The organism is Streptomyces sp. NPDC048479 (assembly GCF_040651435.1).
Classification (GTDB): domain Bacteria; phylum Actinomycetota; class Actinomycetes; order Streptomycetales; family Streptomycetaceae; genus Streptomyces.
The window spans coordinates 149428-167584 of sequence record NZ_JBEZKA010000006.1 but is presented as its reverse complement, the minus strand read 5'-3'; the positions used below and the strand labels follow the sequence as shown (position 1 = coordinate 167584).

Below are 18157 nucleotides of genomic sequence, written 5' to 3'. Positions count from 1 at the left end.
ATATATGGAGACCGAGACGGCCACCCGCTGGCTTACCGACGACGAGCAGTACGCCTGGCGCACCTATCTGGACGTCAACCGACTGCTGACGTACCAGATGGAGAAGGACCTCCAGCCGTTCGGCCTGACCAACAACGACTACGAGATCCTGGTCAACCTCTCCGAGTCGGCGGACCGGCGGATGAGGATGAGCGACCTCGCCGCGGCCACACTCCAGTCCAAGAGCCGCCTCTCGCACCAGATCACCCGCATGGAGAACGCGGGGCTGGTCCGCCGGGAGAACTGCGAGTCGGACCGGCGCGGACTGTACGCGGTCCTGACCGACCAGGGCACGGAAACGATGCAGAAGGTCGCGCCGCACCATGTCGCGTCCGTACGCAAGCACTTCATCGACATGCTCTCGCCGGAGGCGCTCGCGGATCTACGCGAGTCACTCTCCCCGGTCGCCGAGAATCTGCGCGGCCGGCGCGGCAAGCCGTAGGTCCTTCGGACCCCCGGGCCTGTCCTGTGCGGCGGGTGGCACGCCCGAACAGCCCACGCCCACCGCCGCTCGATGGCCGTCAGCCCTCCGTGATGCCCGCCACCAGTTCGTCCGCCGCGCGGTACGGGTCCAGCTCGCCCGCCACGATCCGTTCCGCCAGCGCGCCGAGGCGGCGGTCGCCGTGCAGGTCTTGGATCCGTTCCCGCAGCGCCGTCACCGCGATGGTCTCCACTTCGCCGGCCGCACGGCGGGCGCGGCGTTCGGCGAGAACGCCGTGCTCCTCCATCCACGCGCGGTGCTTCTCCAGCGCCTCGACGACCTCGTCGATGCCCTCGCCCCGCGCGGCGACCGTCTTCACGATGGGTGGCCGCCAGTCGCCGGGGCCGCGCGACTCGCCCAGTCCGAGCATGTGGTTCAGCTCGCGGGCCGTCGCGTCCGCGCCGTCCCGGTCCGCCTTGTTGACGACGTACACATCGCCGATCTCGAGGATGCCCGCCTTCGCCGCCTGGATACCGTCGCCCATACCGGGCGCCAGCAGCACCACCGACGTGTCCGCCTGCGAGGCGATCTCCACCTCGGACTGCCCCACGCCCACGGTCTCGACCAGGATCACGTCGCAGCCGGCCGCGTCCAGCACCCGGATCGCCTGCGGGGCGGCCCAGGCCAGACCGCCGAGGTGCCCGCGCGTGGCCATCGAGCGGATGTAGACACCCGGGTCGGATGCGTGTTCCGACATCCGGACCCGGTCGCCGAGCAGTGCCCCGCCCGAGAAGGGCGAGGACGGGTCGACGGCGAGGACGCCGACCCGCTTCCCGGCCCGCCGGTACGCGGACACCAGCGCCGACGTGGACGTCGACTTGCCGACACCCGGCGAACCGGTCAGACCCACGACGTATGCCCCGCCCGCCAACGGAGCGAGCGCCGCCATCACCTCGCGCAGCTGCGGTGACGCCCCCTCCACCAGCGAGATCAGCCGGGCGACAGCCCTCGGCCGGCCTTCCCGTGCCTGGGCCACCAGCTCGGGGACGTCCACCATTGCCGCTCCGTTCGATCGGTTACGTACGAGGGTTACTTGCCCGGGACGCGCACGATCAGCGCGTCACCCTGCCCGCCACCTCCGCACAGCGCGGCCGCACCGACACCGCCGCCACGGCGCTTGAGCTCCAGCGCCAGGTGCAGGACCACCCGCGCGCCGGACATGCCGATCGGGTGGCCAAGGGCGATCGCGCCGCCGTTGACGTTCACCTTTTCCGGGGACACCCCAAGGTCCTTCATTGACTGCACGGCAACCGCCGCGAAGGCCTCGTTGATCTCGATGAGGTCGAGGTCCTCGACGCCGAGGCCCTCCTTGGTCAGCGCGTGCTGGATGGCGTTGGACGGCTGCGACTGGAGGGAGTTGTCGGGGCCGGCCACGTTCCCGTGCGCGCCGATCTCCGCGATCCACTCCAGGCCCAGCTCCTCGGCCTTGGCCTTGCTCATCACCACGACCGCCGCGGCGCCGTCGGAGATCTGCGAGGACGTACCCGCGGTGATCGTGCCGTCCTTGGCGAACGCGGGGCGCAGCTTGCCGAGCGACTCCACCGTCGTCTCGGCGCGGATGCCCTCGTCCTTGGCGAAGACCACCGGCTCGCCCTTGCGCTGCGGGATCTCGACGGGCGTGATCTCCGCCTCGAAGATGCCGTTCTTCTGCGCGGCCGCGGCCCGCTGGTGCGACAGCGCCGCGATCTCGTCCTGCGGCTGGCGGGCGATGCCGAGCCGGGTGTTGTGCTTCTCCGTCGACTCGCCCATCGCGACGTTCTCGAAGGAGTCGGTCAGACCGTCGTACGCCATCGAGTCGAGCATCTCGATCGCGCCGTACTTGTAGCCCTCGCGCGACTTCGGCAGCAGGTGCGGCGCGTTGGTCATGGACTCCTGGCCGCCGGCGACGATCACGTCGAACTCACCGGCGCGGATCAGCTGGTCGGCCAGCGCGATGGCGTCGAGCCCGGAGAGACAGACCTTGTTGACGGTGAGCGCGGGGACGCTCATCGGGATGCCACCCTTGACCGCGGCCTGGCGGGCCGGGATCTGACCCGCGCCGGCCTGCAGCACCTGGCCCATGATCACGTACTGCACCTGATCACCGCCGATGCCGGCCCGGTCCAGCGCCGCCTTGATGGCGAAGCCGCCGAGATCGGCGCCGGAAAAGGACTTGAGCGAGCCGAGCAGCCGACCCATGGGCGTACGGGCGCCCGCGACAATCACTGAAGTGGTACCGGAGGTTCCAGACATGAGGCACGGCCCCTTGGATGAGGAGTGAACGAGGGTTTACTTCAATGTACTGAGCGGTACGGTCCCCGGTCACCGGGCAGCCGGTGTGATCGCGCGCACGTTGCGTAACCACCGTCCGGGGCGCTGCACTGGACCCATGCTGACGCGAATCGACCACATCGGGATCGCCTGTTTCGACCTCGACAAGACCGTGGAGTTCTACAAGGCCACGTACGGCTTCGAGGTCTTCCACTCCGAAGTCAACGAGGAGCAGGGCGTACGGGAAGCCATGCTCAAGATCAATGAGACGTCCGACGGCGGCGCCTCGTACCTCCAGCTCCTGGAGCCGACCCGCGAGGACTCGGCCGTCGGAAAGTGGCTGGCCAAGAATGGTGAAGGCGTCCACCACATCGCCTTCGGCACCGCCGATGTGGACGCGGACGCGCAGTCCATCCGGGACAAGGGCGTACGCGTTCTCTACGACGAGCCACGTATCGGCTCCATGGGCTCCCGTATTACTTTTCTCCACCCCAAGGACTGTCACGGCGTTCTCACCGAACTCGTCACCGCTGCAACGGAGCACTGACCTCCGGATTCCCGGCCCGGTAGAGTGGGCGGTTCCGGGCCGGGGCCGGGTCGGGGCCGCGCCGCGTCCCCTCCGCTGATCTGTCACCATTCCCCGGGGGGCCGTTCGCCGGCGAACGGTGCTCGTACGGAGACAGTTGCGACCAGGGGACGGATGGGACCGCGCAGTGCGGGGCTACGAACGCCAGGAGAGCCACCGAGCTGACGACGACCACCTCTCGCGGTTCGAAGCCGAGATGGACCGGCTGAAGACCGAGCGGGAGAAGGCCGTCCAGCACGCCGAGGACCTCGGCTACCAGGTCGAGGTATTGCGCGCCAAGCTCCATGAGGCGCGCCGCAACCTCGCGTCTCGTCCTGCCTACGACAGCGCCGACATCGGCTATCAGGCCGAGCAATTGCTCCGTAATGCCCAGATTCAGGCCGACCAGCTGCGCTCGGACGCCGAGCGCGAATTGCGGGACGCCCGCGCGCAGACGCAGCGCATCCTCCAGGAGCACGCCGAGCACCAGGCACGTCTTCAGGCCGAACTGCACTCCGAGGCGAACCAGCGCCGCCAGCGCCTGGACCAGGAGCTGGCCGAGCGCCGGCAGACCGTCGAGGCGCACGTCAACGAGAACGTCGCCTGGGCCGAGCAGCTGCGCGCCCGCACCGAGGCGCAGGCCCGCCGACTTCTCGACGAGTCCCGCGCCGAGGCCGAGAAGTCCCTGGCCGCGGCCCGTGCCGAGGCCACCCGGGTCGCCGAGGAGGCTCGCCAGCGGCTCGCTTCCGAGGCGGAGAACGCCCGCGCCGAGGCCGAGACGACCCTGCTGCGCGCCCGCAAGGACGCCGAACGCCTGCTGAACGCCGCATCGAACCAGGCGCAGGAGGCCACCTCCCACGCCGAGCAGCTGCGCTCCTCCACGTCCGCCGAGTCCGACCAGGCCCGCCAGCAGTCCGCCGAACTGAGCCGCGCCGCCGAGCAGCGGATCCAGGAGGCGGAGGAGAAGCTGCGCGAGGCCCGCGCGGAGTCCGAGAAGGTCCTGGCCGAGGCCAAGGAGTCGGCGGCCAAGCAGCTGGCGTCCGCCGAGTCCATCAACGAGCAGCGCACCCGTACCGCCAAGGCCGAGATCGCGCGGCTGGTCGGCGAGGCCACCAAGGAGTCGGAGGCGCTCAAGGCGGAGGCCGAGCAGGCGCTCGCGGACGGCCGCGCCGAGGCGGAGAAGCTGGTCGCCGAGGCGGGCGAGAAGGCTCATACGGTCGCGGCCGAGGACTCTGCCGCGCAGCTCGCCAGGGCTGCCCGTAGCGCCGAGGAGGTGCTGACCAAGGCCTCCGAGGACGCCCGGCAGACCACCCGCAAGGCGGGCGAGGAGGCCGAGCGGATCCGACGCGAGGCCGAGGCGGAGGCGGACCGGCTGCGCGGCGAGGCCGCCGAGCAGGCCGACCAGCTCAAGGGTGCGGCCAAGGACGACACCAAGGAGTACCGCGCCAAGACCGTCGAACTGCAGGAGGAGGCGCGCAGGCTGCGCGGCGAGGCCGAGCAGCTGCGGTCCGAGGCGGTCGCCGAGGGAGAGCGGATCCGCGGCGAGGCCCGCCGCGAGGCCGTGCAGCAGATCGAGGAAGCGGCGAGCACCGCCGAGGAGCTGCTGACCAAGGCGCGGACCGACGCCGACGAAATGCGCACCGCGGCGACCACCGACAGCCAGCGTGTCCGTACGGAAGCGATCGAGCGCGCCACCACGCTGCGCAAGCAGGCCGAGGAGACCCTGGAGCGCACCCGCGCCGAGGCCGAGCGGCTGCGCGCCGAGGCCGAGGAACAGTCCGAGGGCGTCAAGTCCGCGGCCGAGCAGGCGGCCGCCGATCTGCGCGAGGAGACCGAGCGCGCCATCGCGGCCCGGCAGGCCGAGGCCGCGGACGAGCTGACCCGGCTGCACACCGAGGCCGAGTCGCGTCTCGCCGCCGCCGAGCAGGGCCTGAGCGACTCCCGCGGCGAGGGCGAGCGGATCCGCCGCGAGGCCGCGGAGGAGACCGAGCGGCTGCGTGCCGAGGCCGCCGAGCGGATCCGTACGCTCCAGGCGCAGGCGGAGCAGGAGGCCGAGCGGCTGCGCGACGACGCAGCCGCCGACGCATCGGTCACCCGCGCCGAGGCCGAGAACGTCGCGGTACGGCTGCGCACCGATGCCGCCACCGAGGCGGAGCGGCTCAAGACCGAGGCGCAGGAGAGCGCCGACCGGCTGCGGGCGGAGGCCGCCGCCGCCGCCGAGCGGGTGGGCGTCGAGGCAGCCGAGGCGCTCGCTGCCGCCCAGGAGGAGGCCAACCGCCGCCGCCGGGAGGCCGAGGAGATCCTCGACTCGGCGCGCAGCGAGGCGAACCAGGAGCGCGACCGGGCCCGCGAGCAGAGCGAGGAACTGCTGGCCTCGGCCCGCAAGCGGGTCGAGGAGGCGCAGACCGAGGCGCATCGGCTGGTCGAGGAGGCCGACCGGCGCGCCACCGAGATGGTGTCCGCCGCCGAGCAGACCGCCCAGCAGGTTCGGGACTCCGTCAACGGCCTCCATGATCAGGCCGAGCAGGAGATCGCCGGGCTGCGCTCGGCCGCCGAGCACGCCGCGGACCGCACCAGGACCGAGGCGCAGGACGAGGCGGACCGGGTCCGCGCCGACGCGTACGCCGAGCGCGAGCGGGCCGCCGAGGACGCGGCGAGGCTGCGGGCCAGGGCCCAGGAGGAGACCGACGCCGCCAACGCGCTCGCGGAGCGGACCGTCGGGGAAGCGATCACCGAGTCCGACCGGCTGCGCGCCGACACCGCCGAGTACGCGCAGCGGGTGCGTACCGAGACGTCGGAGGCTCTCGCCTCCGCCGAGCAGGACGCCTCGCGCGCCCGCGGCGAGGCCCGCGCGGACGCCAACCGCATCCGCTCCGACGCCGCCGCCCAGGCCGACCGGCTCATCAGCGAGGCGACGAGCGAAGGCGAGCTGCTGCGCACCGAGGCGGCGGAGACGCTGTCCGGCGCCGAGGCGGCCGCGGCCCGGCTGCGCGCCGATGCCGAGCAGATCAAGGTGCAGGCCGAGGCCGAGGCGGAGCGGCTGCACGCCGGGATCCGTGCCGACGGCGAGCAGATCCTGGACGAGGCGCGTCAGGCCGCCGACAAGCGTCGCGGTGACGCGGCCGCCCAGGCCGACGAGCTGATCTCCGAGGCGAGCGGTGAGGCGGAGCGGCTGCGCGCCGAGGCCGCCGAGACGGTGGGCTCCGCCCAGCAGGCCGCCGAGCGCATCAAGTCCGAGGCCCGGAAGATCAAGGCGGACGCCGAGGCGGCGGTCGAGCTGATGCGTACGGAGGCCAGGGCGGAGGCGGACCGGACGGTGGACGAGGCGCGCGAAGCCGCGGCCAAGCGCCGTGCCGACGCCGCAGAGCAGGCCGACCAGCTCATCAACAAGGCGCAGGAGGAGGCGCTGCGCGCGGCCACCGAGGCCGAGGCGCAGGCCGACACGATGGTGGGCGCGGCCCGCAAGGAGGCCGAGCGGGTGATCGCCGAGGCGACCGTCGAGGGCAACTCCCGGGTGGAGAAGGCCCGTACGGACGCCGACGAGCTGCTGGTCGGCGCGCGCCGGGACGCCACCGCCATAAGGGAACGGGGCGAGGACCTGCGGGCCCGGGTCGAGGCCGAGATCGAGGAGCTGCACGAGCGCGCCCGCCGGGAGACCGCGGAGCAGCTGAAGTCGGCCGGCGAGCGCGTCGACAAGCTGGTGAAGGCCGCGACCGAGCAGCAGGCCGAGGCCGAGGCGAAGGCCAAGGAGCTGGTGTCCGAGGCCAATTCGGAGGCGAGCAAGGTCCGGATCGCCGCGGTGCGGAAGGCGGAGGGGCTCCTCAAGGAGGCCGAGCAGAAGAAGGCCGAGGTGTTCCGGGAGGCCGAGCGGCTCAAGGCGGAGTCCGAGGCCGAGGCAGAACAGACAGTTACGGAGGGCAAGCGGGAGCTCGATGTGCTGGTGCGCCGCCGCGAGGACATTCAGGCGGAGATTTCCCGAGTCCAGGATGTACTCGAAGCATTGGAGTCGTTCGAAGCGCCATCCGGGGGCAACAAGGAGAATGGCGTCAAAGCGGGCGCGACAGCAGGGGTTACACGTTCGAGTGGCAAGTCATCCGAGGCCTAGCCACTCAAAAGGCTGGACATTCTCCAGATCAAACGGGCATCCGCTCGATGACACGCCGCTTCGGCCCCTAGGATTCCCCCTATCACCTCACCGGTCTCATTCGACAGGAACCCCATGAGCGACACATCCTCCCCCTTCGGCTTCGAGCTCGTGCGGCGTGGTTACGACCGCGGTCAGGTGGACGACCGCATTACCAAACTCGTCGCCGACCGTGACAGTGCTCTGGCCCGAATCACCTCTCTGGAAAAGCGCATCGAGGAGCTCCACCTCGAGACGCAGAACGCCCAGGCCCAGGTCAGCGACGCAGAGCCGTCGTACGCCGGTCTCGGTGCGCGCGTCGAGAAGATCCTCCGTCTCGCCGAGGAGGAGGCGAAGGACCTGCGCGAGGAGGCCCGTCGCGCGGCCGAGCAGCACCGTGAGCTCGCCGAGTCCGCCGCCCAGCAGGTGCGCAACGACGCCGAGTCGTTCGCCACGGAGCGCAAGGCGAAGGCCGAGGACGAGGGCGTCCGTATCGTCGAGAAGGCGAAGAGCGACGCCTCTACGCTGCGTAGCGAAGCGCAGAAGGACGCGCAGTCCAAGCGCGAGGAGGCGGACGCTCTCTTCGAGGAGACCCGCGCCAAGGCCGCCCAGGCCGCCGCGGACTTCGAGACGAACCTCGCCAAGCGCCGCGAGCAGTCGGAGCGCGACCTGGCCTCGCGTCAGGCGAAGGCGGAGAAGCGCCTGGCGGAGATCGAGCACCGCGCCGAGCAGCTGCGCCTGGAGGCCGAGAAGCTGCGTACGGACGCGGAGCGCCGGGCCCGTCAGACGGTGGAGACCGCGCAGCGCCAGGCCGAGGACATCGTGGCCGACGCGAACGCCAAGGCCGACCGGATCCGCAGCGAATCGGAGCGCGAGCTGGCGGCGCTCACCAACCGCCGCGACTCGATCAACGCGCAGCTGACCAACGTCCGCGAGATGCTGGCCACGCTGACCGGTGCGGCCGTGGCCGCCGCCGGCACCCCCGCCGACGACGAGCCGATCTCCCGCGGCGTCCCGGCCCAGCAGTCCCGCTGAGTACACACTGGTTCATCGGCTACGTCGCGTAGGCCGGAAGGACCCGTCAAGCCCCCTGCCACTCCGGTGGCGGGGGGCTTTGCGCGCCTTTAGCGTGGCCGCATGATTGAGCTCGAGGGCCTCACCAAGCGCTTCGGCAGCACCACCGCGGTCGACCATCTGTCGTTCCGGGTGAGACCAGGTGTGGTGACAGGCTTCCTCGGCCCGAACGGCGCGGGCAAGTCCACGACGATGCGGATGATGCTCGATCTCGACAACCCGACCAGTGGCTCGGTGCGGATCGACGGCAAGCACTACCGCGACCTCGAGGAGCCGCTGAAGTACATCGGCGCGCTGCTGGACGCCAAGGCGATGCACGGCGGGCGGAGCGCGTACAACAACCTTCTCTGTCTCGCCCAGTCGAACCGTATCCCCACCTCGCGGGTCGCCGAGGTACTGGACACCGTCGGACTGACCCCGGTGGCGAAGAAGAAGTCCAAGGGCTTCTCGCTCGGTATGAGCCAACGGCTGGGAATCGCCTCTGCGCTGCTCGGCGATCCGGAGATCCTGATGTTCGACGAACCTGTCAATGGTCTGGACCCCGAAGGAATTCACTGGATCCGCAATCTGATGAAGACTCTTGCCCGGGAAGGGCGGACGATCTTCGTCTCCTCGCATCTGATGAGCGAAATGGCCCTGACCGCCGACCACTTGATCGTGATTGGGCAGGGGCGACTTCTGGCCGACACATCGATGGCAGATTTCATTCACAAGAACTCCCGCAGTTACGTGCGGCTGCGTTCGCCGCAGCAGGAGAGGCTGCGCGATGTGCTGCACGAGTCGGGGTTCATTCCGGTCGAGTCGGGCAATGGCGTGCTGGAAGTCGACGGCGCGACCACCGCGCAGCTCGGTGAGCTGGCCGCCGGGCATCAGCTCGTTCTGCATGAACTGAGCTCCCACCGCGCCTCGCTGGAGGAGGCCTTCATGCAGATGACGGCGGGCTCGGTCGAGTACCACGCGCACTCGACGGACGAGGGAGCGCCGCCGCCGGTCCGGCAGCCGGGTCTCCAGTGGGGCCAGAGCTACCAGAGCAGCAAGGGAGCCTGACCCATGGCCTCGGTACCCGCCGTTCTGCAGTCCGAGTGGACCAAGATCCGTACGGTCTCCTCGACCACCTGGACGCTGGTGAGCGCGCTCGTCGTCACTGTCGCGATGGGCGCCGCGCTCAGCGCGCTGCTGAAGTCGACGTTCGACGACCTGCCGCGGGAGGAGCAACTCACCTTCGACCCGACCTTCATCAGCTTCTCCGGGATGATCCTGGGCCAGCTCGCGATGGTGGTCTTCGGGGTTCTGGTGGTCGGTACGGAGTACAGCTCCGGCATGATCCGTACCTCGCTCGCTGCCGTACCGCAGCGCGCCACCTTCATGTTCAGCAAGATCACGGTGGCCACGGTGCTGGCGCTGGTGGTCGGCCTGACGACCAGCTTTCTCGCCTTCTTCCTGGGCCAGGCGCTGCTGGGCGACCTCCGTACGGACATCGGCGCGGACCATGTGCTGCGCGCGGTCGTCGGCGGCGGGCTCTACATGGGGTTGATCGCGCTCTTCTCGATGGGCGTGGCGACGATGCTGCGCAGCTCGATGCTCTCGCTCGGCATCCTGATGCCGTTCTTCTTCCTGGTCTCGCGGATCCTCGCGTCCGTGCCGAAGGCGAAGACGGTCGCCCGCTACTTCCCCGACCAGGCCGGCTCCAAGATCATGCAGGTGGTGCCGGACGCCATGGGCAGCGACACGGCTCCGTACGGGCCGTGGGGCGGGCTGGGGATCATGGTCCTCTGGGTGGTCGCGGCGCTGCTGGGCGGTTATCTGGTGCTCAAGAAGCGGGACGCGTAGGCAGCGGGGCGCCTCGTCCCGGCCCCGCTGGACGCCTCGCCCCGGCCGCGCGGGCGGATCGAAGCCCGACACCATAGCGTTACGGCTTGGCCGGAACCGTCAAGACACGGATATCCTCCTAACTCTTACGGGGGCGTGCGGCCGGATGGCCTGGGCCCCGACGACCCGAAAGTCGATGGGGCTGGAGAATGATCGAGGCAGTCGGCCTGACCAAGCGCTATGGCGCCAAGACGGCCGTGTACAACCTTTCCTTCCAGGTGCGGCCCGGCGCCGTCACCGGGTTCCTCGGCCCCAACGGCGCCGGCAAGTCGACCACGATGCGGATGATCCTCGGACTCGACCAGCCGACCGAAGGCCATGTGACCATCGGCGGCCGCACCTTCCGACAGCTGCCGAACGCGCCCCGCCAGGTCGGTGCGCTCCTCGACGCCAAGGCGGTACACGGCGGCCGCAGCGCGCGCAACCACCTGCTCTCGCTGGCGCAGCTCTCCGGCATCCCGGCCCGCCGGGTGGACGAAGTGCTCGGTGTCGTCGGTCTCCAGGAAGTCGCGAAGAAGCGCTCCAAGGGCTTCTCGCTCGGTATGGGCCAGCGGCTCGGCATCGCGGCCGCGCTGCTCGGCGACCCGCAGGTGCTGCTCTTCGACGAGCCGGTCAACGGCCTGGACCCGGAGGGCATCCTCTGGGTCCGCAATCTGATGAAGCAGCTGGCCTCCGAGGGCCGTACCGTCTTCGTCTCCTCGCACCTGATGAGCGAAATGGCGCTCACCGCCGACCAGTTGATCGTGATCGGCCGCGGTCAGCTGCTCGCGGACATGAGCGTCAAGGACTTCATCTCGCACAACTCCGCGGACTTCGCGCGGGTGCGGACGCCACAGACCGATCCGCAGCAGCGCGAGAAACTGTCCGCGGCGCTGACCGAGGCCGGCGGGCAGGTCATGTCGGAGCCGGACGGCGCGCTGCGGGTCACCGGGCTGCCGCTGCCGCAGATCAGCGATCTGGCGCACAACGCGGACGTGCGCCTGTGGGAGCTGTCGCCGCACCAGGCCTCGCTGGAGGAGGCGTACATGCGGATGACGCAGGGCGCTGTCGACTACCGCTCGACGGCGGACCAGAAGTCGGGGCTGATGCAGCAGCAGCCGATGGGCTACTTCCCGCCGCCGCAGCAGATTCCCGAGGTGCCGCAGCAGGGCTGGTACGCCCCGCCGCCGCCCCAGCCCGGCCAGAACCCCTACGCCGGAGCCCCCGGAGCCCCCGGAGCCCCTGCCGCGCCCGCCGCTCCTTCAACTCCTGCAGCTCCGCCCGTCGTGCCCCCGGCCGCTGCCGCGCCCGCCGACCTGACCAAGCCCGAGGACCCCCGATGACCACCCCGTACCAGCAGCAGGGCGCACCCGCCGCCGCGTACTCCTCGCCGATTCCGGTGCGCAGCGCCAACCTCGGCGACGCGCTCGCCTCCGAGTGGACCAAGATCCGGTCCGTACGTTCCACGATGTGGACGCTCGGCGTCATGATCGTGCTGATGGTCGGCATCGGCGCGCTCTCGGCGGTGGCCGTCTCCGCCTCGGACGCCGATCTGGGCGATCAGTCGATCCTCTCGCTCGGCTTCTTCGGCGTACTGCTCGGCAGCATCTGTGTGATCACGCTGGGCGTGCTGACCATCGCGTCCGAGTACGGCACAGGCATGATCAGGACCACGCTCACCGCGTGCCCGAGCCGGGCCCGGGTGCTGACCGCCAAGGCGATCGTCTTCTTCCTGCTCGTCTTCGCGCTCACCACGGTGATCACCGCGCTCGTCGGCGCACTGCAGATCGCGATCGTGGGCCAGGGCTCGTCCACCGGCGGGGAGTGGTTCCGCGCCACGGTGGGCGTCGGCCTCTATGTCGCGACGCTCGGTCTGCTGTCGCTCGCCGTCGGCACCCTGATCCGCCACTCCGCGGGCGCGATCACCATCATGATCGGTGTGGTGCTGCTGCCACTGGTGCTGGCCATGTTCATGTTCTCGGATTCACTGCGGGATCTGCAGCAGGCTCTCTTCGAGTACTCCATCCCGAATCAGATCGGCGTGCTCTACGACACCGCCGTGACCGAGTCGGGCCCGGCCGGCTGGGACCCGCTGTGGATCGCTCTCGGCGTGACGGCGGTCGCGCTGGCCGGCGCATACGCCTCGCTCCGCACACGCGACGTGTAACGGCCTCAGTACTTCGGCGCGTTACGGGACCGCTGCACCCGCGTGGTGCGGCGGTCCTTCGCGTTCCAGCACGCCTTGTGCCAGTGCCGCCGGTCGTCGACGCCGCCATGCGCGGGCCAGGCGACCACATGCGGCACCCCGGACGGGATCTCCTGGTCGCAGCCGGGGCAGCGGTACCGCTTGCCCGCGGCACTTGCGCCGGCCACATGGCGCACCGACCACTCCTCGCCCTGCCAGGACTCGCTCCGCCCGAGGCCGCCGTACCTCTCGCCCGGCTCGCTGGTTTGCTCGGTCGGCTTCTCGCCGCCTCGGGGGCGGTTGCGGCGCGGGGACACGTGACACCTCATGGGGCAAGTCCGGACAGTTCCTCTTCCAGCCTACGGTCCACAGTCCGGGGTACATGCCCTGTACGGCGTGAGACCGTGGCACCCACAGGGGCCAGTTACCGGAAAATCGCAACAACTTCACGATGGGCCGTGCCTATGGCACGTGTCAGACGTTGTTGCCAGTAGGGGAGTGACGCGTCGGCCGCAAGGAGGCAGAAGGCGATGCGCGTGGGAACGTTTGTACTGGCGGCCCAATTCCCGGGCCAGGGGCAGGGGGAGGCACTGCACCGGGCCGTGCGGTCCGCCGAGGTCGCGGAGGAGTCCGGCCTGGACTCCGTCTGGTTGGCCGAACACCATTTCGTGTCGTACGGCGTGTGCCCCTCGGCCGTGACACTCGCCGCGCTACTGCTCGGCCGCACCCGGCGCATCCGGGTCGGCACTGCGGTGAGCGTGCTGCCGAGCGCCCATCCGGTGGCGCTGGGCGAGCAGGCGGCACTGCTGCACCTCACCACCGGAGGGAGGTTCTCCCTCGGGGTGGGAAGAGGCGGGCCCTGGGTCGATCTGGAGGTCTTCGGCTCGGGCCTGGACGCGTACGAGAAGGGCTTTCCCGAATCCCTGGACCTGCTGCTGCGCTGGCTGCGCGAACCCCGGGTCGCCACCAACGGAGAACGATTCACCTTCCGTGAAGTCCCGGTCGTACCCAGGCCGGACGAGCTGATCGGCGGCCCGCCCGAGGGCCCCGAAGTGATCGTCGCCTGTACGTCCCCGAAGAGCGTGCAGCTCGCCGCCGAACGCGGGCTGCCGATGCTGCTCGGGATGCACTGCGACGACGAGGAGAAGGCGGAGATGGTCGCCCTCTGGCGTACGCACGCGCTCGCCGCGGGCCGCTCTCCCGAGGAGGTCGCGGACGCCGGACACGTGTCGGCCGGAGTGGCCCAGATCGCGGACCGCCGGGCCGAGGCCACGGAGACTCTGGTGAAGGCGATGCCCGGCTGGCTCAAACAGGGGCTGGACGCCCATGTGACCGTCGACGGTCGGCGCCGCGCGATGCGGGACCCCGTGGGATACACGGAACTGCTGTGCGGGCTGCACCCGGTGGGTCCGCCACGACTCGCGGCGGACCGGATCGCGGCCACCGCCGAACGTACCGGCATCACGCGCTTCGCGCTGCTGGCCGAGGGCTCGGGCGATCTGGCGGCCACGGAGGAAAATGTGCGGCGTCTTGGCACAGAGGTCCTGTCCCTGCTGGGCTGAGTCAGCCGTACGGGAGGTGCTGCCGCTCCGACACCAGTAGCACCTCCCGCAATGTGGAGCGGCAGCAAAAGACATCAGCAGTCGCGGAGTCCGGGCGACTGGTTGAGCAACTGGGCCCGGACGGAGGTGAAGCGGGCGAGCCGCTCGTCAACCGAGGAGTCCAGCGGGAACACCGCTACGCGGTGGCAGTTCTGGAATGCCAGGCGCACTCCGAAGTGCCGTTGCAGAGCCCCGCGAATAGCGTCACTCGCGAGTGCGCGCAGCAGCTGACCACGTGCCTGCTCGTCCGGCGGGGGCGTCTGGTTGTCGGCGAAGTCGCCGCCGTCCACCTTCAGCTGAGCCACCAGAGAACTGATCATCTCCCATGCGTAGGGCAGGGAGGTCCGGACGCAGTCGACGAAGACAGCTTCGTCGACCTCGCCTCGCTCGGCCTGTTCCAACAGCGCCGGTGAGACGTCGAGCGACATGGGTTCTCCTCTCGCGGCCCCGATGAACGGGGCCTTACGGGCAGGGAAGGAGGACAACGGTCGACGGCGTCGCACGAACGACGTACGACGACGCAGAGTGCACGACCGACAACCTCCTGCTTCCACGGTAAGTGCGCTGACCGGAGGGCACCAGGAGATTGGGAACACAACCGGCCAAATAACGAAGGGGGCTTCCGGGGGCGAATCGCGCGCAACTGCTTCCGTCGAGTAGCGTTGCCGACCATGCGTCTTGTCATCGCCCGCTGCTCCGTGGACTACGCGGGCCGGCTCACCGCCCACCTGCCCTCCGCCCCCCGTCTGATCCTGGTCAAGGCAGACGGCAGCGTCTCCATCCATGCGGATGACAGGGCGTACAAACCACTGAACTGGATGTCCCCTCCCTGCACTCTGAAGGAGGGCGACGACAGTGTGTGGACCGTCGTGAACAAAGCGGGCGAGAAACTGATCATTACGATGGAGGAAATCCTCCATGACTCGTCGCACGAGCTCGGTGTGGACCCCGGCCTCATCAAGGACGGCGTGGAAGCCCACTTGCAGGAGCTGCTCGCCGACCGCATCGAGACACTGGGCAAGGGCTACAGCCTGATCCGGCGCGAATACCCCACGGCCATCGGCCCGGTGGACATCCTGTGCCGGGACTCGGACGGTGCGACGGTGGCGGTGGAGATCAAGCGGCGGGGTGAGATCGACGGCGTGGAACAGCTCACGCGCTATCTGGAGCTGCTGAACCGGGACCCGCATCTGGCGCCGGTGAAGGGCGTGTTCGCGGCGCAGGAGATCAAGCCGCAGGCGCGGGTGCTGGCGACGGACCGCGGCATCGGGTGTGTGGTGCTCGACTACAACGCGCTGCGCGGGATCGACGACGACAAGCTCAGGTTGTTCTGACCGTCACGAGAAGAGTGCGTGAGTACGGCCCCGGGCGGCAATGCCGTCCGGGGCCGTACTGCATCAACTGAAGGTCAGATCACCGGAGAGCCGGTGCTGGAGCCGGACGGTTGGGACGACGCGGACGACCCGGGGGCGCTGCTGTTCGTGACGGGGGCGCTGGCAGAGTCCGGTGTCGACGGGGTGGGCGTCGGCGTGGAGGACGGAGTAGTGGACGGCGTGCTCGAAGGCGGGGAGGTGGACGGAGTGGGGTGGCTCGACGATGAAGGGGTCGGCTTCGTCGTCGGCTTCGTCGGGGGCTTGCCCGACGTCGACGGCCTGCCCTCCGGCGTCGCCGAACTCGACGACGGCTTCCCGCCCGGTGTGGACTGCGCACCCGGCGAAGAGGTCGCGCCCGGCGTCACCTTGTCCGGGTTTTTCGGGTCGCCGCCCCCGCCGCCGGGGCTCTTGGTGGAGCCGTCGGCCGGCTCGTCCGCGTCCAGGCCGTTCTGCGAGTCGTCCTCGTTCGCGGACTGGCCGTTCCTGACCTTGTTGCCCGGCGCGTCGTTGTTGTCGGAGGTCGCGCCGAGCGTCACCACCGTGCCGAGCACGGCGGCGAGCAGCGCGCCCGCCCCCGCGGCAACGAGGTTGCGCCGGGCACCGCCGAGGAGCGAACGGCCGCGGCCCGGCCATGTGCCGCCCGCGGGCGTCTCGCGCCGCGACACAGTCGCCGCAGGCTCGTCCGCGGACTTCCGCAGACCCACAGAACCCGGTCCCGAGACCTGTCCCAGCCCCGAGAGCGGCACGGCTGCCGGTACGCCTCCGGGCGGCGACGCCGACTCCTCGTAGCGCGCGGCCGGCACCTCCTCGCCCGCCGGGGTGCGTCCGCCGGGCACCGGGCCGCCCGCGCGGTCCGCCACGAGCGCCAGCGCCCTGCGACCCGCGACGGTGCCGCGCTTGTCGGCGAGCGCCCCGCGCATGCCGATCGAGGCCTCCAGCTCGGCGCGCGCCCGCTCCAGGCTGCCGTTGCAGAGCGCCAGAACGCCCAGTTCATGGTGGAAGTACGCCTCTTCGGCCACTTCGCCCGCCAGCCGGGCCGCTTCCGAGCCGACCCGCAGGGCCCGCTCCCAGGCGTTCCAGTGCTGCCCGGCCGCGAAGGCGGGCGCGGCGCTGCGGGCCAGCAGTACGGCCGTGCTGGGGTGTCCGGACTCCTGGCCGGACACGAGCGCGGTCAGCGCCGCGAGCACGGCGTCCGCCTCGGCCACGGCCCGCTCGGGCGTCACCGAGGGATGCCCGGCCCACCAGGCGTAGTGCTGGGCGGCGGTGTGGGCGTGAGCCGCCGCGTCACTCGCGTAACCCTTCTCCGTAAGCTGCGCGATCACGCCGGCCGCCAGCCGGTAGCGCGCGCCCACCGGGGTGAGCAGCCCGCAGCTCATCAACTCGCCGATGGCAGCGTCCGCGTGTGTGTCCCCGACCAGTGCCGGCAGATGCGCCTGGTGCGGGACCTCGCCGCCGAGCGCGACGGCGAACCGCAGGGTCTGGCGGGCGGACTTGCTCAGCCGGGAGGCGAGCAGCGCGGCGGGCGCGGCACCCTCCGCCAGGCTCGGCAGCGGTACGTCGCCCCCCTCGACGCGGTCGGCGGGCGTGTACGGGTCGAAGTCCTCCGGGTCGGCACGCAGGGCGTCGCACTGCCGCAGCAGCGCGCCCGCCTGTACGAAGCGCAGCGGCAGGCCCTCGGACTCGAACCAGAGGTCGCCCGCCCAGTTCGCCTCGTCCTCGGTGAGCGGCCGTTCCACGGCGCGCTGCAGCAGCTCCAGCGAGGCGCTGCGGCCGAGACCGCCGAGGAAGACCTCTTCGAGGTGTGAGTCCGCGGCGGGCGCGGCGACGTCGGGTGTGGCGGCGACCAGGAAGGCGCATTCGGGTGCGGCGTCCAGCAGCTCGCCGAGCGCGGCGCCACCGAACTCCAGGTCGTCGAGGAGGACGATCGCACCGATGTCACGGACGAGCTCGAGCAGCCCGGCCTTGTCGGGCCGGTGCCGAGGAGCCTTGTGGACGACGGCATAGAGCTCGTACAGCAGCTCGGTGGGGGTGCGGTTGTGGCCGCTGAGGCGTACGACGCCGTCGGGCGCGAGATTCGCGCACTCCTCCGCGACGGTGTCGAGCAGTGCGCTGCGTCCGGAGCCCGCGGGGCCGGTGAGCCGCACCGAGCGGCCACGGCCCAGCAGCCGTACCAGCCGCCGGCGCTCCTCGTCGCGCTCCAGCAGCGGGAGCCGCGGGGCGGGAGGTCCTGCCGGTACGGGCGGCTGCGCCGCGCGCTGCAGCTCGGTGCGCTCGGCGGCGGTGTGCCGGGCCGGCGACGCGGGCCGCTCACCCGGCGGGCAGGGCTCGATCTCGCTGCCGTCGACGGGATTGACGGTGAGCAGAAAGTCGCCCGAGACGAGTTGGACGGTGCGGGCGAGCGTCGGCGCGGACTGTCCGAAGTCCGGCGTGGTGGCGTCGCGCGGCGTGCGGGCCTGGCCCGCGCCCTCGCCGAAAGTGTCGTTGTCCATGGTCCAAGCCCCCCAGATGCGCTTCGCTTAGCTTCGTCCCCGCCAAGATCATTTGATTTCCTGGAGGCGGAGCCGCGTGCGGATGTGTCCCTCCCGGCTTTCTGCACGCCCCGCTGTAGCTTCGGTCCG

General features: G+C 70.7%; 15 protein-coding genes. 10 read left to right on the top strand and 5 right to left on the bottom strand.

Annotated features, from left to right (window positions below; translation table 11 throughout):
* Nucleotides 1-4 precede the first annotated feature (4 nt).
* Complete coding sequence (locus AB0D12_RS12165; protein ID WP_362680121.1) at nt 5-481, top strand: MarR family transcriptional regulator; 477 nt, start codon at nt 5-7, stop codon at nt 479-481.
* Between the two features lie 79 nt (nt 482-560).
* On the opposite strand, the gene meaB is transcribed toward AB0D12_RS12165, so the two are convergent.
* Nucleotides 561-1517 carry a methylmalonyl Co-A mutase-associated GTPase MeaB gene (gene meaB / locus AB0D12_RS12160; RefSeq protein ID WP_362680118.1) on the bottom strand — a complete coding sequence of 319 codons (957 nt, stop codon included), beginning with the start codon at nt 1515-1517 and terminating at the stop codon, nt 561-563.
* A 32-nt stretch (nt 1518-1549) separates the two neighbouring features.
* A complete protein-coding gene (locus AB0D12_RS12155) occupies nt 1550-2752 on the bottom strand; it encodes an acetyl-CoA C-acetyltransferase (protein WP_327326133.1) in 1203 nt (400 codons plus the stop codon).
* Between the two features lie 136 nt (nt 2753-2888).
* On the opposite strand from AB0D12_RS12155, the gene mce reads away from it, so the two are divergent.
* The 7 genes from mce (at nt 2889) to AB0D12_RS12120 (ending at nt 12547) form a co-directional block, all read left to right on the top strand.
* Nucleotides 2889-3317, top strand: a complete 429-nt coding sequence (gene mce / locus AB0D12_RS12150) for a methylmalonyl-CoA epimerase (RefSeq protein WP_362680115.1) — start codon at nt 2889-2891, stop codon at nt 3315-3317.
* Nucleotides 3318-3483: 166 nt separating this feature from the next.
* The gene (gene scy, locus AB0D12_RS12145; RefSeq protein ID WP_362680112.1) at nt 3484-7440 is read left to right on the top strand and encodes a polarized growth protein Scy; all 3957 of its coding nucleotides are present in this window, start codon (nt 3484-3486) and stop codon (nt 7438-7440) included.
* Nucleotides 7441-7554: 114 nt separating this feature from the next.
* Nucleotides 7555-8493 carry a cellulose-binding protein gene (locus AB0D12_RS12140; protein ID WP_362680109.1) on the top strand — a complete coding sequence of 313 codons (939 nt, stop codon included), beginning with the start codon at nt 7555-7557 and terminating at the stop codon, nt 8491-8493.
* A gap of 102 nt (nt 8494-8595) precedes the next feature.
* Complete coding sequence (locus tag AB0D12_RS12135; RefSeq protein WP_362680106.1) at nt 8596-9579, top strand: ATP-binding cassette domain-containing protein; 984 nt, start codon at nt 8596-8598, stop codon at nt 9577-9579.
* A gap of 3 nt (nt 9580-9582) precedes the next feature.
* A complete protein-coding gene (locus AB0D12_RS12130; RefSeq protein WP_362680103.1) occupies nt 9583-10362 on the top strand; it encodes an ABC transporter permease in 780 nt (259 codons plus the stop codon).
* A 188-nt stretch (nt 10363-10550) separates the two neighbouring features.
* Nucleotides 10551-11723: an ABC transporter ATP-binding protein gene (locus AB0D12_RS12125; RefSeq protein WP_362680100.1), complete on the top strand. Its 1173-nt coding sequence runs from the start codon at nt 10551-10553 to the stop codon at nt 11721-11723.
* On the top strand, nt 11720-12547 hold the full coding sequence (locus AB0D12_RS12120) for an ABC transporter permease subunit (RefSeq protein WP_362680097.1): 828 nt from the start codon (nt 11720-11722) through the stop codon (nt 12545-12547). The genes AB0D12_RS12125 and AB0D12_RS12120 overlap by 4 nt, the downstream gene beginning before the upstream one ends.
* 5 nt (nt 12548-12552) lie before the next feature.
* On the opposite strand, the gene AB0D12_RS12115 is transcribed toward AB0D12_RS12120, so the two are convergent.
* Nucleotides 12553-12882 (bottom strand): ATP/GTP-binding protein, encoded by a 330-nt coding sequence (locus tag AB0D12_RS12115; RefSeq protein ID WP_362680094.1) that lies wholly within the window; start codon nt 12880-12882, stop codon nt 12553-12555.
* A 213-nt stretch (nt 12883-13095) separates the two neighbouring features.
* Here AB0D12_RS12115 and AB0D12_RS12110 point away from each other — a divergent pair, with 213 nt between their 5' ends.
* On the top strand, nt 13096-14127 hold the full coding sequence (locus tag AB0D12_RS12110; RefSeq protein ID WP_362680091.1) for an LLM class flavin-dependent oxidoreductase: 1032 nt from the start codon (nt 13096-13098) through the stop codon (nt 14125-14127).
* 74 nt (nt 14128-14201) lie between these two features.
* On the opposite strand, the gene AB0D12_RS12105 is transcribed toward AB0D12_RS12110, so the two are convergent.
* Nucleotides 14202-14594: an SCO5389 family protein gene (locus tag AB0D12_RS12105; RefSeq protein ID WP_362680088.1), complete on the bottom strand. Its 393-nt coding sequence runs from the start codon at nt 14592-14594 to the stop codon at nt 14202-14204.
* Nucleotides 14595-14837: 243 nt separating this feature from the next.
* On the opposite strand from AB0D12_RS12105, the gene nucS reads away from it, so the two are divergent.
* Complete coding sequence (nucS, locus tag AB0D12_RS12100) at nt 14838-15500, top strand: endonuclease NucS (protein WP_327326122.1); 663 nt, start codon at nt 14838-14840, stop codon at nt 15498-15500.
* Nucleotides 15501-15574: 74 nt separating this feature from the next.
* On the opposite strand, the gene AB0D12_RS12095 is transcribed toward nucS, so the two are convergent.
* Nucleotides 15575-18028 (bottom strand): ATP-binding protein, encoded by a 2454-nt coding sequence (locus tag AB0D12_RS12095; protein ID WP_362680085.1) that lies wholly within the window; start codon nt 18026-18028, stop codon nt 15575-15577.
* Nucleotides 18029-18157 lie beyond the last annotated feature (129 nt).

What these genes read in the sequence shown, in the direction of transcription:
- AB0D12_RS12165 (WP_362680121.1), top strand. Translation starts at nt 5, where the DNA reads ATGGAGACCGAGACGGCCACCCGCTGGCTTACCGACGACGAGCAGTAC.
- meaB (WP_362680118.1), bottom strand. Translation starts at nt 1,517, where the DNA reads ATGGTGGACGTCCCCGAGCTGGTGGCCCAGGCACGGGAAGGCCGGCCG.
- AB0D12_RS12155 (WP_327326133.1), bottom strand. Translation starts at nt 2,752, where the DNA reads ATGTCTGGAACCTCCGGTACCACTTCAGTGATTGTCGCGGGCGCCCGT.
- mce (WP_362680115.1), top strand. Translation starts at nt 2,889, where the DNA reads ATGCTGACGCGAATCGACCACATCGGGATCGCCTGTTTCGACCTCGAC.
- AB0D12_RS12140 (WP_362680109.1), top strand. Translation starts at nt 7,555, where the DNA reads ATGAGCGACACATCCTCCCCCTTCGGCTTCGAGCTCGTGCGGCGTGGT.
- AB0D12_RS12135 (WP_362680106.1), top strand. Translation starts at nt 8,596, where the DNA reads ATGATTGAGCTCGAGGGCCTCACCAAGCGCTTCGGCAGCACCACCGCG.
- AB0D12_RS12130 (WP_362680103.1), top strand. Translation starts at nt 9,583, where the DNA reads ATGGCCTCGGTACCCGCCGTTCTGCAGTCCGAGTGGACCAAGATCCGT.
- AB0D12_RS12125 (WP_362680100.1), top strand. Translation starts at nt 10,551, where the DNA reads ATGATCGAGGCAGTCGGCCTGACCAAGCGCTATGGCGCCAAGACGGCC.
- AB0D12_RS12120 (WP_362680097.1), top strand. Translation starts at nt 11,720, where the DNA reads ATGACCACCCCGTACCAGCAGCAGGGCGCACCCGCCGCCGCGTACTCC.
- AB0D12_RS12110 (WP_362680091.1), top strand. Translation starts at nt 13,096, where the DNA reads ATGCGCGTGGGAACGTTTGTACTGGCGGCCCAATTCCCGGGCCAGGGG.
- AB0D12_RS12105 (WP_362680088.1), bottom strand. Translation starts at nt 14,594, where the DNA reads ATGTCGCTCGACGTCTCACCGGCGCTGTTGGAACAGGCCGAGCGAGGC.
- nucS (WP_327326122.1), top strand. Translation starts at nt 14,838, where the DNA reads ATGCGTCTTGTCATCGCCCGCTGCTCCGTGGACTACGCGGGCCGGCTC.
- AB0D12_RS12095 (WP_362680085.1), bottom strand. Translation starts at nt 18,028, where the DNA reads ATGGACAACGACACTTTCGGCGAGGGCGCGGGCCAGGCCCGCACGCCG.